The organism is Actinocrinis sp. (genome assembly GCF_035938995.1).
GTDB lineage: Bacteria > Actinomycetota > Actinomycetes > Streptomycetales > Catenulisporaceae > DASZGI01.
Window position 1 is genome coordinate 1 of sequence record NZ_DASZGI010000379.1, and the last position, 15,772, is coordinate 15,772.

The window sequence follows — 15,772 nt, forward strand, 5'->3', positions numbered from 1 at the left end:
CCCCAGCAGGCCGCAGCCGATCTGATCGACATGCCCTATGACGCATTCCTCTCCGCGAGGGCCCGAATCGTGGAGGACATGGATCTGCCAGGCCTGCGCCGATTCCTCGCCAGCGTCGACGACCTCGCGGCCTGGCTGAACGGGACGCCTCACCGCGTCGACTTCGGCATGCGTAGAAAAGCGATGGCGACCTGGGCACTCGACGCGCACACTTGGGAAGACATGATCAAGGATCTTCCGCTGGTCAAAGAAGACAGGACCGGCTGGCGCAACAAGAAGCGGCTTCTCGCCTCGACCTTCATCTGGCAGCAGGTGACCTGTGGCGACCATCGATTGGCGCCGCTCATTCCACCCGCGAGCCTCCTGAACCGCCCGGTTTGAGCAACCCGCTGCGGGACTACATGAACGGACACTGGAAGACCCTGGCGCACCCGAAACCCGGAACGCAACACGCTGAACTCGCCCGACGACTAGAGCGACGTTCCCAAGAACTGATCACTGAGATTGACGCATTGGCCGTCTCATCCCAACCCCACGGCGCAGTCAGCGGGGATCAGCTGGCCTGATGATCGTTCGCCAGATAAAGCAGAGGGGTTCGCCAAGTATCTCTGAAACTCGCCAGTTACCGCCGAAGGTCACATACGCCCGCTAAACAACCGCTAGCGCCCCGCTTGCTATTGCAAGCACTATCGCGCACACTGGAGCTGTGGCAAACCTCCTGGGACCTAAGCACGTGGCGCAGCTCGGTGCGTACATCCGCGAGCAGCGGGAGAACGCGCAGTACTCGCTGCGGCAGCTGGCCCAGGCGGCGGGGGTGTCCAACCCCTACCTGAGCCAGATCGAGCGCGGGTTGCGCAAGCCGAGCGCTGAGATCCTCCAGCAGCTGGCCAAGGCCCTGGAGATCTCGGCCGAGACGCTCTACGTGCGCGCCGGGCTACTCGACGGCGAACCGGAGTCCGCGGCCGCGGCCGGGGCTCCCGCCCGTCCCGGCTCCGCCGTCCTGGCCGCGATCAGGGAAGACCCCGTTCTGACCCGGCGTCAGAAGCAGCTCCTCCAGGACATATACGAGTCCTTCCGCACGGCGGAACCGCCGACCGAGCCGGAGGCAGCCGACCCCACCACCGACCCGAAAGTGACTGACTGACATGACTGTGACCGAAGAGATCCGCAAGACTCTTTCCGACCCCAAGCCGCTCTACGCTCTCGCGGGCGCCGGTGACCTGGCGGCCGAGAAACTGAAGGACGCCCCCGCGCTGCTCACTGAGGTGGCCGGAACCGTCACGACCTTCGCCAACAAGATCGCCGCCGAGGCCCCCGAGCGCCTCGCGAAGGTGCAGGCGAAGCTGTCCGAGGTGCCCGGCTCCATCAAGGTCGACCCGCGCGCCGTGCTCGACCCGAAGGCCGCCCGCACGCAGCTGCACGACGCCGTCGGCAAGGTGGACGCGCAGATCGTGCGTGACCGCGTCCAGTCGATCGCGCTGGTCCAGGTCGGTCGGGTGCTCGAGGCCGCGGGCAAGGCGGTGGAGACCTATGAGGGCCTCGCCGAGCGCGGCAAGACCGTGGTGGAGCGCTACCGCGGCGAGATCCCGGCGGCTGAGGTCACCGTCGTCGTCGAGCAGGTCTCGGTGGACGAGCCCGAGCCGGTCGCCGCGCCGGAGCAGCCGAAGGCCGCGCCGGTCGTCGAGGACGCCGAAGTGAAGGAGCCGGAGGCGACCGCCAAGCCCGCCCCCGCCCCGAGGGCGCGCAAGAGCACCGTGTCGTCGACCACCCCGCGCAAGCGGGCCGGCTCCGCCCCGAAGAGCACCCCGAAGTCCTGAGCCTTTGCCCCCGCCGCGGCGGGGGCCCGGGCTGTACGCTCGAAGGCACGGCTCGCCAAGGGCCGTGCCTGTCGTGCATTCATCCCCTTCAGAGACGGAGACTGCGATGGGTCTGGGATCCGGATTGCTCACGGCCACGTTCGGCGACGTCCTGACGATCCTGTTGCTCGTCGTGCTCGCGCTCAAGATCTTCGCGTTCGTCGACGCCGCGCTGCGTCCCGCCGCGGCGTACGAGGCGGCCGGCAAGCTGACGAAGGTCGCCTGGCTGCTGTTCCTCGGCATCGCGGCATTCTTCGACTTCATGTGGGGCTCGGTCACCTCGATCCTCACCATCGCCGGCACGGTCGCGCTGATCGTCTACCTCGTCGACGTGCGCCCGGCGTTGCGGCAGGTCGCCCCGAAGTCGCGAAAGGGTCAGGGTCAGCAGAACGGCCCCTACGGGCCTTGGTGACAGGTTCTAAGCAAGTTCTCATATGGCTCTTACCGGCCCTTAGTGGTCGGTTGGCAGTATCGGTCTCACCCCCAAGGTCGGGGCGTGAAGCTAGGCCCGCGCTCCGTGATCCGGGAGAGCCCGACTCCCGGAGGTGCTTCGAGCACCATGCTGTGGCCCCTGAGGCTGCCACTCCCGCGTGTGGCTCCAGGGGCCACAGCCATTTTTCGGGCAGTTTTCCGGTCGTGACCATTTCCGGCGGCGTCTCCGCGATCCCTTCCTGACGAAGCCTCAGGCGCGGTGTGGACGGCGCCGATAAGACGGGCGGTCGTTTTGAACCGACTGGATGACGGCGCATCAGACACGATACGAAGTAAGAAGTAAGACGGGCGGTCGTTTTGAGCTGGTAGGGCGTCGCCTCGGACGCGGTCCGACGGGTAAGACGGGCGGTCGTTTTGAGCTGACTGGATGACGGCGCGTCAGATGTGGGGCGGGTGCTCGTCGGGGGCGACGGCGTCCCATTGCACGGTGACCTCGCCGAGACGCCACCGGTCGGACCGTCCGACGATCGGCCAGTCGGCTCGCAGCGCGCCCACCGCTCCGATCCAGCGCTGCCGGACTCCGAAGGCACCGAGCGGGGCCGCCGCGAGCCAGGCGCGCTCCAAGGCTGTGAGGAACGCATGCACGCGCTCGCCCGGGACGTTCCGGTGAATCAGCGCCTTTGGCAGCCGCTCGGCGAACGTCGCGGGTGAATCCAGCGATCCGAGACGCGCGGCGAGCGTCAGGGTGCGCGGACCGGACCTGTCGAGCGCGACCCAGGTCGCGATGCGGCCCGATTCCGAGCAGGTCCCCTCGATCAGCAGGCCGCCCGGGGCAAGCCGGCTCATCAGCGCTCGCCAGGTGTCGCGCACCTGCGGCTCCTGGTACTGTCGCAGCACGTTGAACGCGCGGATCAGCTGGGGCGGACGGTCCACCGGCAGCTCGAAGCCGCCGAGCCGGAACTCCAGGCCATCGCGCGCGTACGGAACTGCGGCCGCGACCCGGGCCGGATCGATCTCCAGCCCGGTCACCCGCACGTCCGGGCGGATCGTGCGCAGCCGGTCCGCCAGCTCGACCGTCGTCACCGGGTACGCGCCGTAGCCGACATCGACGACGAGCGGCCGCGGTGGCGCGGAGACGAGCACGGTGCGGTGCACTCCGACGAGCCAGCGATCGACCCGGCGCAGCCGATTCGGCGCGGTCGTGCCGCGGGTGACGCTTCCGATCGGGGTGGAGCGCCGTGGCAGCTGATTTTGAGATTGCGACGGCGTCTGATTAGGCAGTGCGGTGCACCTTATGCGGCGCGGCCTGCGCGACGGGCTTGATGACCATCAGATCGATGTCCACGTGCGGCGGACGCGTCACCGCGAACGCGATGCAGTCCGCGATGTCCTCGGCCACGAGCGGCGCGTCCACGCCCCGGTAAGTCGCCTGAGCCTTCGCCTCGTCGCCCTCGAAGCGCACGAGGGAGAACTCCTCCGTCTTGACCATTCCGGGCGCGATCTCCGTGATCCGCACCGGCTGCCCGTTCAGCTCGAGCCGCAGCGTCTCGCTCAGCGCATGCTGTGCGTGCTTCGCCGCCGTGTAACCAGCGCCGCCCTCGTAGACGAGGAGTCCGGCGATCGATGTGATATTCACCACATGGCCGTTGCCACTGGCGATCAGCGCGGGCAGCAGCGCCTTGGTCACCCGGACCGAGCCGAGCACGTTCACGTCGTACATCCACTGCCACTTGGCCGTGTCGGTCTGCGCCACCGGGTCCAGGCCGAGCGCCCCGCCGGCGTTGTTCACCAGCACGGCGCAGTCCGGCACCGCCTCGGCCAGCTGCGCGACCGACTCCTCGTCGGTCACGTCGAGCCGGAACGGGATCACGCCGGTCTCCGCGGCCAGCTTCTCCAGGCGGTCGATCCGGCGGGCCGCCCCCACGACGCGGAAGCCCTCGGCCACCAGCCGCCGCGCCGTGGCCTCGCCGATGCCGCTGCTCGCGCCGGTCACCACGGCGACACGGGGGGAGCCGCCGTCCGGGTCGCGGCGGGATGCGGACGCTGAGTTCACCGAAGTCATGTCTTCATTCTTTCGCACCGACCCGGGGCCGCTGTGAAGAAGGTGACCTTCGCCGAGCTTCCTGGCGCAGCCTGGCGGTTGCTGGCCGCCCGACCGTACTCGAGCAACCATGTGAATGGTTCCTAACCCGCAGGACCCGAAGGGGGAATAGCGCCATGCGCGGCGGTGGTTACACCCGTTTGGCCCAGGGCGGGCCCGCGGTGCGGGTGCGCCGCGGCCGCCGACGCGCAAATCCAGGAGGACCGAGCTTGATTCCCCGGCGGATCGCCACTGTCTCGGTCCACACCTCGCCCCTGCATCAGCCGGGCACCGGCGACGCGGGCGGGATGAACGTGTACATCGTCGAGGTGTCGAAACGGCTGGCCTCGCTCGGCGTCGAGGTCGAGATCTTCACCCGGGCCACCACGGGTGACCTCCCGCCGACCGTCGAGATGAGCCCCGGCGTGACCGTGCGGCACATCACGGCGGGTCCGTACGAGGGTCTGTCCAAGGAGGACCTGCCCGGGCAGCTGTGTTCCTTCACCACGGGCGTGCTGCGCCACGAAGCGATGCGCGAGCCCGGCTACTACGACCTGATCCATTCGCACTACTGGCTCTCCGGGCAGGTCGGCTGGCCGGTCAAGGAGCGCTGGGGCGTGCCGCTGGTCCACTCCATGCACACGCTCGCCAAGGTCAAGAACGCCGCCCTGGCCGGCTCCGACACCCCGGAACCGGCGGTGCGCCTGCTCGGCGAGGACCAGGTCGTGGACGTGGCCGACCGCCTCATCGCCAACACCGCGCAGGAGGCGGAACAGCTGATCGGCCTTTACGGAGCCGACCCGCGGCGGGTCGCCGTCGTGCACCCCGGCGTCGATCTGGACGTCTTCCGCCCCGGCGACCGGGCCGCCGCCCGCGCCCGTCTGGGCCTGCCGCTTAACGCCCCGGTCCTCCTCTTCGCGGGGCGGATACAGCCTCTCAAGGCCCCCGACATCCTGCTGCGCGTGGCCGCCGACCTGCTCGCCCGCGAACCGGCGCGCTACCAGGACCTCGTCGTCGCGATCGTCGGCGGACCCAGCGGCACCGGCCTGGCCGAGCCGCACCAGCTGACCCGCCTCGCCCGCCACCTGGGCATCGCCGACCGCACCCGGTTCGTGAAGCCGGTCGGGCAGGCGGACCTCGCCGACTGGTACCGGGCCGCAGACATCGCGGTCGTGCCGTCGTACAACGAGTCCTTCGGCCTGGTCGCCGTCGAGGCGCAGGCCTGTGGCACCCCGGTGGTGGCGGCCCGGGTCGGCGGACTGGCCACGGCGGTCTTGCACGGCGAGTCCGGGCTCCTGGTGGACGGCCACAACCCGGCCGACTACGCCGACGCCTGCGCTGCGCTGCTGGACCACCCCGAGACGCTGGCCCGCATGCGGATCGGCGCTCACCGCCATGCCGCTCAGTTCGGCTGGGGCGCGACGGCCGACCAGACCCTCGGCGTCTACAGCGAGGCGATCGACGAGCGCTGGGGCAGCCGGCGTCGCGTAAGCTCGATCGCGGGATGAACACGGAGACGCCGGGGAAGTCGGAGCAGGAAGGCAAGCGGGCCGCCGCCGCGATCGAGGCCGCGCTCGACGCCGTGTTGGACGGGTCCGAGGCCACGTACGAACGGCCTGCCGAGGGGCGCTACGTCGTCGCGCTTCCGGGCACCCACAAGCTCAGCACCGCCTGTTCGCTGCTCGTCGGCGATCACACCCTGTCCGTCAACGCCTTCGTGGTGCGGCACGCGGACGAGAACCACGAGGCGGTCTACCGCTGGCTGCTCGAGCGCAACGCCCGCCTGTCCGGCATCGCGTTCGCGATCGACCGCCTCGGCGACGTCTACCTGGTCGGGCGGATACCGCTCGCCGCGGTCACCGAAGACGCCGTCGACCAGCTGCTCGGCGCGGTGCTCGACGCCGCAGACTCCAGCTTCGACACCCTGCTCGAGCTCGGATTCGCCGGCTCCATCCGGCGCGAGTGGGAGTGGCGGCTCAAGCGCGGCGAGTCGACCAGGAACCTGGCCGCGTTCGAAAGGCTGAGGCCTGACACCAATTCCGCGCCCCCGCCTTCAGCGGCACCCTCCGGCGACTGAACAGCGGCGATCCCCTCCCGTCTCACCTGTGGACCGGCCGCAGAGCCGCATAAGCCCGACCCGATACGCTCGTCCCATGGCTGATTCGTACCGTCTCGTATTGCTGCGCCACGGCGAGAGCGCGTGGAATGCGAAGAACCTCTTCACCGGCTGGGTCGACGTGGACCTGACCGCCCAGGGCGAGGAGGAGGCGATCCGCGGGGGCAAGCTGCTCGCGGAGCGCGGCCTGCTGCCCGACGTCGTGCACACCTCGGTGCTGCGCCGGGCGATCCGTACCGCGCAGCTCGGGCTCGACGCCATCGACCGGCACTGGATCCCGGTGCGCCGGTCCTGGCGGCTGAACGAACGGCACTACGGCGCGCTCCAGGGCAAGGACAAGGCGCAGACGCTCGCAGAGTTCGGCGAAGAGCAGTTCATGCTCTGGCGCCGGTCCTATGACACGCCTCCGCCGCCCCTGGCCGAGGACGCCGAGTACTCGCAGTTCGCCGACCCGCGCTACGCCGTGCTCCCGGTCGAGCTGCGGCCGCGCACCGAATGCCTTAAGGACGTCGTCAACCGGATGCTGCCGTACTGGTACGACGCGATCGTGCCGGACCTGCTGACCGGGCAGACGGTGCTCGTCGCCGCGCACGGCAACTCCCTGCGGGCGCTGGTCAAGCACCTCGACGGCATCTCCGACGAGGCCATCGCCGGCCTCAACATCCCCACCGGCATCCCGCTGCTGTACGAGCTCGACGCGGACATGCGGCCGGTGACAGTCGGCGGCGAGTACCTGGACCCGGCCGCTGCGGCTGAGGCGATCGAGGCCGTGAAGAACCAGGGCCGGAAGTAGTCCGTCGAAGCTTCGCCGACCGCGAGCCCGGCTAAACGCGAGAGCCCTCCGCAGCGTGGCGAAGGGCTCAACTGTTGTGCGTTGTCTCTTCGGCGCAATGCCCGTTGGCGCGACGCGTGCTTACCGCCGATCCCTCAGCGGTAAGCACAGTCCGGCGCCTTAGGCAGAGCTCAGTCCTGCTCGCCGGTCACCAGGAAGATCAGCCGCCGGGCGACCGACACCGCGTGGTCGGCGTAACGCTCGTAGTACCGGCCGATGAGCGTCACGTCGATCGCCGTCTCGGTCGAGTACTCGGTCTTCTTGTCCAACAGGTCGCCGAACAGCTGACGGTGTAGCTGGTCCATCGCGTCGTCCTCGTCGGGCAGGCCGCGCGCGAGGTCGACGTCCCGGCCGTCGATGACCTCCCCGGCCTTCCGCGCCAGCTCGACCGCGATGCGTCCCATCTCCGCGATCGTGTCGCGGAGTACCTCCGGAACAGCCGACTCCGGGTACCGCAGCCGGGCCACCTTCGCGATGTGCCGGGCCAGGTCGCCCATCCGCTCGAGGTCGGCGCTCATCCGCAGCGAGGTGATGATCGTGCGCAGGTCGCCGGCCACCGGCTGCTGACGGGCCAGCAGATCGAGCGCGCGGGCGTCGAGCGCGCGCTGGAGGGCGTCGACAGCGTCGTCCGCGGAGATCACCGATTCGGCGACCTGCAGGTCCGCGTCCAGCAGGGCGGAGGTGGCGCGGGACATCGCGGTGCCGACCAGACCTGTCATCTCGATGAGCGTGCTGCCGATCGTATCGAGTTCTTCGTGGTACACGTCCCGCATGGACACACGCTCCCGTTGGATTTGTGGGTACAGCCGAGGCCACACCTTGGCTGAGTCTTCACCGTAGAGGCTTAAGCGCCGCGCGAGCCAGGCGCACTGATGAATCAAACGCTACCCATACGTGAACTCTTGGCGACGGATGCCTGGCCGCCCCTGCACGCTCTCGGAGCACACCTTCCGGGCATTTAATCTGATGGCGTGCATCTCCTCGCGGCCGACTTCCACCTCGCCGCGGTGTCGGCCGCCGCGCTGGTAGCGCTGGCGACCGGGGCCGCGGGAGGACTGGCGTTCCGGTGGAGCGATCGCGAACGCCGCAACCCCGCGCCCGAGCCCGAGCCGCTGATGCCTCCGGGCGCCGCCGCGGTGCTCCAGGTGCTGCGCTCCTCCGCGGTGCTGCTCGACCCGAGTGACGCCGTGGTCAAGGCCTCGCCGGCGGCCCACGCCCTCGGCATCGTGCGCGGCACCCGCCTGGTCTCCGACGAACTGGTGCAGATGGCGCGCCAGGTGCGCCGCGACGGGGAGATCCGCCAGATCGAGCTCGAGATCCCGCGCGGCCCGCTCGGCGGGGACACCCTCGCGGTCTCGGTGCGCGTCGCGCCGCTCGGCGCCCAGCTGGTCCTGGTCCTGGTCGAGGACCGGACCGAGGCCAAGCGGATCGACGCGATCCGGCGCGACTTCGTGGCCAACGTCAGCCACGAGCTCAAGACGCCCGTCGGCGCGCTGGCCCTCCTGTCCGAGGCGGTGCTGTCCGCGCGCGACGACCCTGAGGCGGTGCGCCGCTTCGCCAAGCGGATGCAGACCGAGGCACACCGGCTGGCGAACCTGGTGCAGGACCTGATCGACCTGTCCCGGCTCGAAGGTGACGACCCGCTTGCTAAGGCGCAGCGGGTATGTATCGCGGACGTGGTCGAGGAGGGCCTCGGCCGGGCCCGTGAGCTGGCCGACGCGCGGGAGATCGAACTGGTCGGCAGCGCCCCGCCAGAGCTGTACGTGCTCGGCGATTTCGATCAGTTGGTCACGGGTTTGGGTAATCTTGTCGCAAACGCCGTCAACTATTCACCCGACCGCACGAAGGTGGTCGTGGCGGTCCGGCGCGAGGGCGACCTCGCCGAGATCTCCGTCACCGACCAGGGGATCGGGATTCCGGAGCAGGATCTCAAGCGGATCTTCGAGCGGTTCTACCGGGTGGACCCGGCCCGCTCGCGGGTGACCGGGGGGACCGGCCTGGGGCTCTCGATCGTGAAACACATCGCCGCCACCCATGGCGGGGATGTCGCGGTGTGGAGCGTAGAGGGTGCCGGGTCCACCTTCACCCTGCGCCTTCCGTTACTTGGCGACCCGCCACAAACGGGAGAGCCGTATCTACAAGACACAGGGAGTCGAACGACGTGACCAGGGTGCTGGTGGTCGAGGACGAGGACTCGTTCAGCGACCCGCTCTCCTACATGCTGCGCAACGAGGGCTTCGAGGTCGCCGTCGCGCCCACCGGGCCCGAGGCGCTCGAAGAGTTCGACCGGCACGGGGCCGACCTCGTGCTGCTCGACCTCATGCTGCCCGGCCTTCCGGGCACGGAAGTCTGCCGCCAGCTGCGCAACCGTTCCACCGTTCCGGTGATCATGCTGACCGCGAAGGACAGCGAGATCGACAAGGTGGTCGGCCTCGAGCTGGGGGCCGACGACTACGTCACCAAGCCGTTCTCCTCGCGCGAACTGGTGGCCCGGATACGCGCTGTGCTGCGCCGCCACGGCCAGGCCGAGGAGCCGGAGGACGCCGCGCTCGAGGCCGGCCCGGTGCGCATGGACGTCGAGCGGCACACGGTCAGCGTGTCCGGCCGGGGCGTGCAACTGCCGCTCAAGGAGTTCGAGCTGCTCGAGATGCTGCTGCGCAACGCGGGCCGGGTGCTGACCCGGATGCAGCTGATCGACCGCGTCTGGGGCGCGGACTACGTGGGCGATACCAAGACCCTGGACGTGCACGTGAAGCGGCTGCGCGCGAAGATCGAGCCGGATCCGGCGGTGCCCCGCTACCTCGTGACGGTTCGCGGCCTTGGGTACAAGTTCGAGCCGTAAGCCACCGCACGCTGCCTAGGCAGATCGCCGTGCGGTACCGCTCACATGCATACATAAACGACGAGTGGCGCCCGAACGTTCGGGACGCCACTCGATGGTGCGTGCTCTACTTCGTGGCGGACGGGCTCGCCGACGCCGAAGCTGAACTGGACGCGGTAGCGGAGGCAGACGCCGACGCGCCCGCGGTAGCCGACGCAGAGGCCGAGGCGCTGCTCGACGCACTGGCGGACGGACTCGATGAGGCGCTGGGCGACGCGGCGTTCGGGTTGTAACCGACGAACAATCCGGTGTTCTGCTCGACCTGGGCGCTGAGGGTGATGCTGCCGGCCTGCGCGAACGTCATCTTCACAGTGGCGAACGTGCCCAGGGTCAACCCGGCGCCGATGATCTCCAGCTCGGGGCTGGCGGTCTCGCCGAAGCTCGCCGACTCGCCGGGCGGAATCGTCACCGTCTCGCCGGAAACCGTCACGTCCGCCCCGGTGGCCACGGCCGGCGCGGTATCCGTCGTGGTCGCCGCAGGCGCCACGACGGTCGCGAAGTTCCCGTTCGCGGAGACGCTGACCAGTTGATCGGGGGCGGTGCCGGTGTTCGTCACCGCGCCGATCACCTCGGCGGTCCCGCTGTCCGGGTCCACGATCACCCAGACGTTGTTGATCTTTATGTCGCCGATCGTGCCGGCGGCCGCGTTCGGTTTGACGACCAGGCTGGCCGCGTTGAAACCGGCGCCGCACGCGGCGGCGAACGGCGCGGCGGTCAGCACGACCGCGGTCGCGGCCAAGCCCGCACGGCCCCGGCGAGAGGGGGTCGACCGGCGGGTCGTGCTCGGGGAGTGGAGGCTGCTCACGGTCGGTCTGGCTCCTTGCGCATGACTGGTCGCGAAAAATAACCGAGCCACAGCGTACTGACCGCGTTCGGCGCCTCCTCAAGGGGATGGCCTTAGCGCCGCTCATCGTATGCCGAGGCGGCGGCGACAGATCGCGCGGCGGGGATCGCTCCTGCTCCGATTGGACACCGTCCCCGGCGCACGATCTCCAGCCGCCATTAAGTCCGGCCGAGATCGAAAAGCTGATGTCAGCGCTGATGGATGAAACGGTCAGCGGGCCGCCGGCAGCAGGATCGCGACGGCCGAGGCGACGAGCGCGGCCAAGAGCACGACCGCTATGGCCGCGCGCGGCGAACCGAGCGCGCGCCCTAATCCGGCCATTCCGGAGCGGCGTCTGGCCCAGCGCGCCTGACGGAAGTACCGGCGCACATCCGGGCTCAGTTCCCGGGCGTCGTCCGGGGCCCGGCACTCGGAGTCGGTGATGGCGGTGCCGTCCGGCCATTGGCCGATCACAGCGTCATCGTCGCTTCCGTCGTGGGTGCCGTCCCAGCCGGAACCCGCACCGCCTGACCGTTCGCTCGCATCCACCGCGCGCTCACCCCACCTGACGTGTGCGAAGAGCCATGGTCGCAACAGACCTCGTGGTCATTGTGCGCCCGGAATCCGCCGCTGCACAGGGGGAGCGTCCTGGCATGCCCGAGCGGTCACGCGGCGGCGTCGCGGCGGCACCTCCGCGGGCCGCGGAAGGCTCCGGGTACGCGTCCGAGGATGCGCTCCACGGCGCGCGAGCAGGCGCACGGAATCCGCCCACGCACGCCCTGACCTGGGGCGAGTATGGTCCGCCAGCCGTTGTCAAGTGCCCGTCACCCGCCTGACCTGCACAAACGCCCTTCAGAAAGTCGCCTGGCCGTGTTATCCTGGATACCCACGGAAGGGGTACGCATCACATGACGTTCAAGGTTGGCGAGACCGTCGTCTATCCCCACCATGGGGCCGCTCTCATCGAGGCGATCGAGACCCGGATGGTCAAGGGCGAGGCTCGCCCCTATCTCCGGCTCAAGGTGGCCCAGGGCGACCTCACCCTGATGGTTCCCACGGACAAGGTCGAGTACGTCGGCGTCCGGGACGTGGTCGGGCAGGACGGCCTCGACCGGGTGTTCGAGGTGCTTCGCGCCCCGCACACCGAGGAGCCGACCAACTGGTCCCGCCGGTACAAGGCCAACCTCGAGAAGCTGGCCTCGGGCGACGTGATCAAGGTCGCCGAGGTGGTGCGCGACCTCTGGCGGCGGGAGCGGGAGCGCGGGCTGTCGGCCGGCGAGAAGCGGATGCTCGGCAAGGCCCGGCAGATCCTGGTCAGCGAGCTCGCGCTGGCCGAGAACACCAACGAGGACAAGGCCGAGACCATCCTCGACGAGGTTCTGGCTTCTTAACGGCTGCTCTCGTACGGCACGTGGCGTGCGGTTCCCTCGCGCCCGGCGTCGATCGATTCCCCTTCGGTCGGCACCGTGCGAAAGGGTCGGCACCACCCCCAATACAGTGTCCCCATGAATGCAGCAGCGTTCCCCGCCCGGACCGCCGCGATCGTTCCCGCGGCCGGGCGCGGTGAGCGGCTGGGGCCCGGCGCCCCGAAGGCTCTGCGCTCGATCGGCGAGATCCCCATCCTGGTCCACGCGGTCCGGTCGTTGACCGGCTGCGGCAGGGTGGGGCTTGTCGTCGTGGCCGCGCCACCGGACGGCGTAGAAGGCGTGGCCGCGCTGCTGGCCCCGTTCGGCACGAAGGTACACGTGGTCGCGGGCGGCGAGACTCGCCAGCAGTCCGTGTCCCGAGCGCTCGACGCGATCCCGGAGGACGTGGACATCGTGCTCGTGCACGACGCGGCGCGTGCACTCACCCCTCCCGGCCTAGTCGCCGCCGTGGCCGACGCAGTGGCGGCCGGCCACGACGCGGTGATTCCCGTCCTGCCCGTCGCCGACACCATCAAATCCGTGGATGCCGACGATACGGTGACCGCGACCGTCGACCGCTCCACATTGCGCGCCGTCCAGACACCGCAAGGCTTCCGCCGATCGCTGCTGGTTAAGGCACACACGGCCGCAGGAGCGCCGACGAACGAGTCAGCAGCGGCCACGGACGATGCCGGATTGGTGGAGCAGCTCGGCGCGCCGGTGCGCGTGATTGCCGGACACCCAGAGGCGTTCAAAGTGACGACCCCCTTCGACCTGATCCTGGCCGAGGCCGTCTGGGCCCGGCGCCAGGGAACCGGGGGACCGCAGAACGGCGGGATCGAGGCACCGAGGGGCAGAGGGACTACGGATGACTGACCCGGCGCTCCCACTCCCGCTGATCGGCATCGGCACCGACGTGCACCCCTTCGAACCCGGGCGCCCCATGTGGCTAGCCGGACTCGAATGGCCTGAGGAGACCGGCCTGGCCGGAGACTCCGACGCGGACGTAGCCGCGCACGCCGCGTGCGACGCGCTGTTCTCAGCGGCAGGGCTCGGCGATCTGGGCGCCAACTTCGGCACCGGCCGCCCGGAATGGCGTGGCGCACCGGGAACGGTGCTTTTGGCAGAGGCGGCGCGCCGAGTACGCGAGGCGGGCTACCGGATCGGCAACGTGGCGATCCAAGTGATCGGCAACCGGCCGAAGCTCGGACCGCGCCGGGCCGAGGCGGAGAAGGTGCTGTCCGAGGCGGTCGGCGCGCCGGTCCGGGTCAGCGGCACGACGACGGACGGGCTCGGCCTCACCGGCCGCGGCGAGGGCGTCGCCGCCATCGCGACCGCGCTCATCGTCGCTGACCTCGCCGCCCACGGCTGAGCCGCCGGTCCCTGCCACCAAGTCGACGCGCCAACGAGCTGGTTCGGCCGTCACCCCGAGTGTGGCATTTCTCAAAATGGCCGGTCGTCTTACTTCGGTGCGCCGCCCCACCGCCCTCATGACGTCTCCGCCGCCCACGGCTGAGCCGCCGGTCCCTGCCATCAAGTCGACGTGCTATCGAGCTGGTTCGGCCGTCACCCCGTGTGCGGCACTTCTCAAAATGGCCGGTCGTCTTACCTCGATGCACTGCCCCGCCAGCCCTCACGACGTCTCCGCCGCCCTACCGGTGAGCTGCCCTTCCGTCCGTCGCCGCGCCTTCACTTCCTCCGTCGCCGCTGTCGCCGCAACAGGATCGCCAGCGCCGCCGCTCGTCCCGGCACGCCGCTGACCGCTCCGCCGCGCCGCGCTCCGGAGCCGCACAGCATGACGTTGGACACGTCCGTCTCCGTCCCCCATTTGCCGACTTCCTGGTCGCTGACGGCCCACGGCCAGTCCAGATCCCCGTGGAAGATATGACCGCCCGGCATCGCCAGTTCCCGCTCCACGTCGAGCGGCGAGCGTGCCTCGAGACAGGGTTCGCCGTTCGCGTCCCGCACCAGGCAGTCCTCGATCGGCTCCGCCAGGTACCGGTTCAGCCCGGCCAGCGCCAGCCGGACCGCCTCGTCGCGGGCTTCGGGCTTGTCATACAACCGGGCTGGCGTGTGTAGCCCGAACAGCGTCAGGGTGTGCATCCCCGCCGCCGCTGCTTCGGCTCCAAGGATCGTCCGGTCCGTCAGCGTGTGGCAGTAGACCTCTGCTGGCAGCGGATCGGGGAGCGCTCCGGCCTCTGCCGTCGCATACGACGTCTGCAGCCCGCTGTAGGACTCGTCGATGTGGAACGTTCCGGCAAACGCCGTTTCCGGATCGATCCCGGACCGCAGACGGGGCAGCCGGGCCAGTACCATGTTGATCTTGAGCTGGTTGCCTTCCGGCTTCTCCGCGCTCTCCCGCCCCATGAGCTTATCAAGCACCGTCGGTGCCGCGTTGACGAGCACGTAACGTGCCTCGATGCGCCTTTCCGCACCGCCGCCGCCGACCGTATACGTGACGGACGCGCGACGACCGTCCGCCTCGAGATGCGTCACCGTCGCCCCCGTCGTCAACACCACGCCCGCCTTCTCGGCTGCGCGGATGAGCGAGCCCGTGATCTCCCCCATCCCGCCGATCGGGACGCGCCACTCCCCGGTCCCGTTCCCGATGACGTGATAGAGGAAGCAGCGGTTCTGACGCAGCGACAGGTCGTGGGCGTAGCTCTGCGTTCCAATGAGCGCATCGGTGAGCACGACGCCTCGCACGTCGTCGTCGGCGAACGTCCGCTCGACCACCTCGCCGAGCGGGCGCTCCATGAATTCGTCCCAGAAGGCGGAGCCGCAAGCCTCGCGGATGGCCTTCATCAGCTCGCCCTTAGGCGCTAACGGCTCCAGAAGCGTCGGTGCGATCACGCGGGCTGCGCGGTCGATCCGGCCGTAGAAGTCCTGCCACGCGCGCCACTCCCGGTCCGACCCGGTCAACCGGCGAAACGAATCGGCTGTCCGCGGGCCCGGGCGCCGCTCCACCAAGAGCCCATCGTGCTTCCCGGCGCGGACCACCGGCGTGTAGGAGGCCACCGGGCGCGAGCGCAGCTCCAGGTCCAGCTCCAGATCCCGCACGATCGCATAGGGCAGCAGCGAGACCAGGTACGAGTAGCGAGACAGGTTGGCGTCGACGCCGGGGAAGGGCCGCTCGCTCACCGCCGCTCCGCCGAGACGGCCGAGGCGCTCGAGTACCACCACGTTCACGCCGAAGCGGGCCAGATACGCGGCGGCGACCAAGCCGTTGTGCCCGCCCCCCACGATGACCACGTCGGTGGCGGGGGGCGCGGTCCGCTCCTGCTCATCCCCGCTTTCAGCCTCTGCCATCGGCACTCCTGTTCAGAGGGTTGAAGGTCAGGATACG

At 69.6% G+C, this 15,772-nt stretch carries 17 protein-coding genes and 1 pseudogene; 12 read left to right on the forward strand and 6 right to left on the reverse strand.

Features of this window, described 5'->3' with window-relative positions; translation table 11 throughout:
- The 4 genes and pseudogenes from VGZ32_RS26220 to VGZ32_RS26235 all read left to right on the forward strand — a co-directional run.
- A pseudogene (locus VGZ32_RS26220) lies at nt 1-381 on the forward strand (hypothetical protein); the annotation flags it as partial.
- Nucleotides 382-706: 325 nt separating this feature from the next.
- Nucleotides 707-1,144: a helix-turn-helix transcriptional regulator gene (locus VGZ32_RS26225; RefSeq protein ID WP_326888885.1), complete on the forward strand. Its 438-nt coding sequence runs from the start codon at nt 707-709 to the stop codon at nt 1,142-1,144.
- Nucleotide 1,145: 1 nt separating this feature from the next.
- Entirely contained in the window at nt 1,146-1,817 is a 672-nt protein-coding gene (locus tag VGZ32_RS26230; protein WP_326888886.1) for a hypothetical protein, read from the forward strand.
- A gap of 106 nt (nt 1,818-1,923) precedes the next feature.
- On the forward strand, nt 1,924-2,268 hold the full coding sequence (locus tag VGZ32_RS26235) for a DUF2516 family protein (protein WP_326888887.1): 345 nt from the start codon (nt 1,924-1,926) through the stop codon (nt 2,266-2,268).
- Between the two features lie 458 nt (nt 2,269-2,726).
- Here the strand turns inward: VGZ32_RS26235 and VGZ32_RS26240 are convergent, their stop codons facing one another.
- On the reverse strand, nt 2,727-3,512 hold the full coding sequence (locus VGZ32_RS26240) for a class I SAM-dependent methyltransferase (protein WP_349263759.1): 786 nt from the start codon (nt 3,510-3,512) through the stop codon (nt 2,727-2,729).
- Nucleotides 3,513-3,561: 49 nt separating this feature from the next.
- The gene (locus VGZ32_RS26245; protein WP_326888889.1) at nt 3,562-4,350 is read right to left on the reverse strand and encodes an SDR family NAD(P)-dependent oxidoreductase; all 789 of its coding nucleotides are present in this window, start codon (nt 4,348-4,350) and stop codon (nt 3,562-3,564) included.
- Nucleotides 4,351-4,505: 155 nt separating this feature from the next.
- On the opposite strand from VGZ32_RS26245, the gene mshA reads away from it, so the two are divergent.
- The 3 genes from mshA (at nt 4,506) to VGZ32_RS26260 (ending at nt 7,277) form a co-directional block, all read left to right on the forward strand.
- On the forward strand, nt 4,506-5,876 hold the full coding sequence (gene mshA, locus VGZ32_RS26250) for a D-inositol-3-phosphate glycosyltransferase (RefSeq protein ID WP_414642601.1): 1,371 nt from the start codon (nt 4,506-4,508) through the stop codon (nt 5,874-5,876).
- The gene (locus VGZ32_RS26255; RefSeq protein WP_326888891.1) at nt 5,873-6,445 is read left to right on the forward strand and encodes a YbjN domain-containing protein; all 573 of its coding nucleotides are present in this window, start codon (nt 5,873-5,875) and stop codon (nt 6,443-6,445) included. Before mshA ends, VGZ32_RS26255 begins: the two co-directional genes overlap by 4 nt.
- A gap of 76 nt (nt 6,446-6,521) precedes the next feature.
- Entirely contained in the window at nt 6,522-7,277 is a 756-nt protein-coding gene (locus tag VGZ32_RS26260; RefSeq protein ID WP_326888892.1) for a phosphoglyceromutase, read from the forward strand.
- 170 nt (nt 7,278-7,447) lie between these two features.
- Here VGZ32_RS26260 and phoU read toward each other — a convergent pair whose 3' ends face one another.
- Nucleotides 7,448-8,089, reverse strand: a complete 642-nt coding sequence (phoU, locus tag VGZ32_RS26265) for a phosphate signaling complex protein PhoU (RefSeq protein ID WP_326888893.1) — start codon at nt 8,087-8,089, stop codon at nt 7,448-7,450.
- 198 nt (nt 8,090-8,287) lie between these two features.
- Here phoU and VGZ32_RS26270 point away from each other — a divergent pair, with 198 nt between their 5' ends.
- Nucleotides 8,288-9,481 (forward strand): sensor histidine kinase, encoded by a 1,194-nt coding sequence (locus VGZ32_RS26270; protein ID WP_326888894.1) that lies wholly within the window; start codon nt 8,288-8,290, stop codon nt 9,479-9,481.
- Nucleotides 9,478-10,158, forward strand: a complete 681-nt coding sequence (locus tag VGZ32_RS26275; RefSeq protein WP_326888895.1) for a response regulator transcription factor — start codon at nt 9,478-9,480, stop codon at nt 10,156-10,158. Before VGZ32_RS26270 ends, VGZ32_RS26275 begins: the two co-directional genes overlap by 4 nt.
- Nucleotides 10,159-10,264: 106 nt before the next feature.
- On the opposite strand, the gene VGZ32_RS26280 is transcribed toward VGZ32_RS26275, so the two are convergent.
- Entirely contained in the window at nt 10,265-11,002 is a 738-nt protein-coding gene (locus VGZ32_RS26280; RefSeq protein ID WP_326888896.1) for a hypothetical protein, read from the reverse strand.
- Between the two features lie 249 nt (nt 11,003-11,251).
- Nucleotides 11,252-11,569 carry a hypothetical protein gene (locus VGZ32_RS26285; RefSeq protein ID WP_326888897.1) on the reverse strand — a complete coding sequence of 106 codons (318 nt, stop codon included), beginning with the start codon at nt 11,567-11,569 and terminating at the stop codon, nt 11,252-11,254.
- A gap of 359 nt (nt 11,570-11,928) precedes the next feature.
- Between VGZ32_RS26285 and VGZ32_RS26290 the strand changes: the two genes are divergently transcribed.
- The 3 genes from VGZ32_RS26290 (at nt 11,929) to ispF (ending at nt 13,798) form a co-directional block, all read left to right on the forward strand.
- Nucleotides 11,929-12,411: a CarD family transcriptional regulator gene (locus VGZ32_RS26290; RefSeq protein WP_211464848.1), complete on the forward strand. Its 483-nt coding sequence runs from the start codon at nt 11,929-11,931 to the stop codon at nt 12,409-12,411.
- Nucleotides 12,412-12,525: 114 nt separating this feature from the next.
- Nucleotides 12,526-13,302 (forward strand): 2-C-methyl-D-erythritol 4-phosphate cytidylyltransferase, encoded by a 777-nt coding sequence (ispD, locus tag VGZ32_RS26295; protein ID WP_326888898.1) that lies wholly within the window; start codon nt 12,526-12,528, stop codon nt 13,300-13,302.
- A complete protein-coding gene (gene ispF / locus VGZ32_RS26300; RefSeq protein WP_326888899.1) occupies nt 13,295-13,798 on the forward strand; it encodes a 2-C-methyl-D-erythritol 2,4-cyclodiphosphate synthase in 504 nt (167 codons plus the stop codon). The genes ispD and ispF overlap by 8 nt, the downstream gene beginning before the upstream one ends.
- A 317-nt stretch (nt 13,799-14,115) precedes the next feature.
- On the opposite strand, the gene VGZ32_RS26305 is transcribed toward ispF, so the two are convergent.
- Complete coding sequence (locus tag VGZ32_RS26305) at nt 14,116-15,735, reverse strand: NAD(P)/FAD-dependent oxidoreductase (RefSeq protein ID WP_326888900.1); 1,620 nt, start codon at nt 15,733-15,735, stop codon at nt 14,116-14,118.
- Nucleotides 15,736-15,772 lie beyond the last annotated feature (37 nt).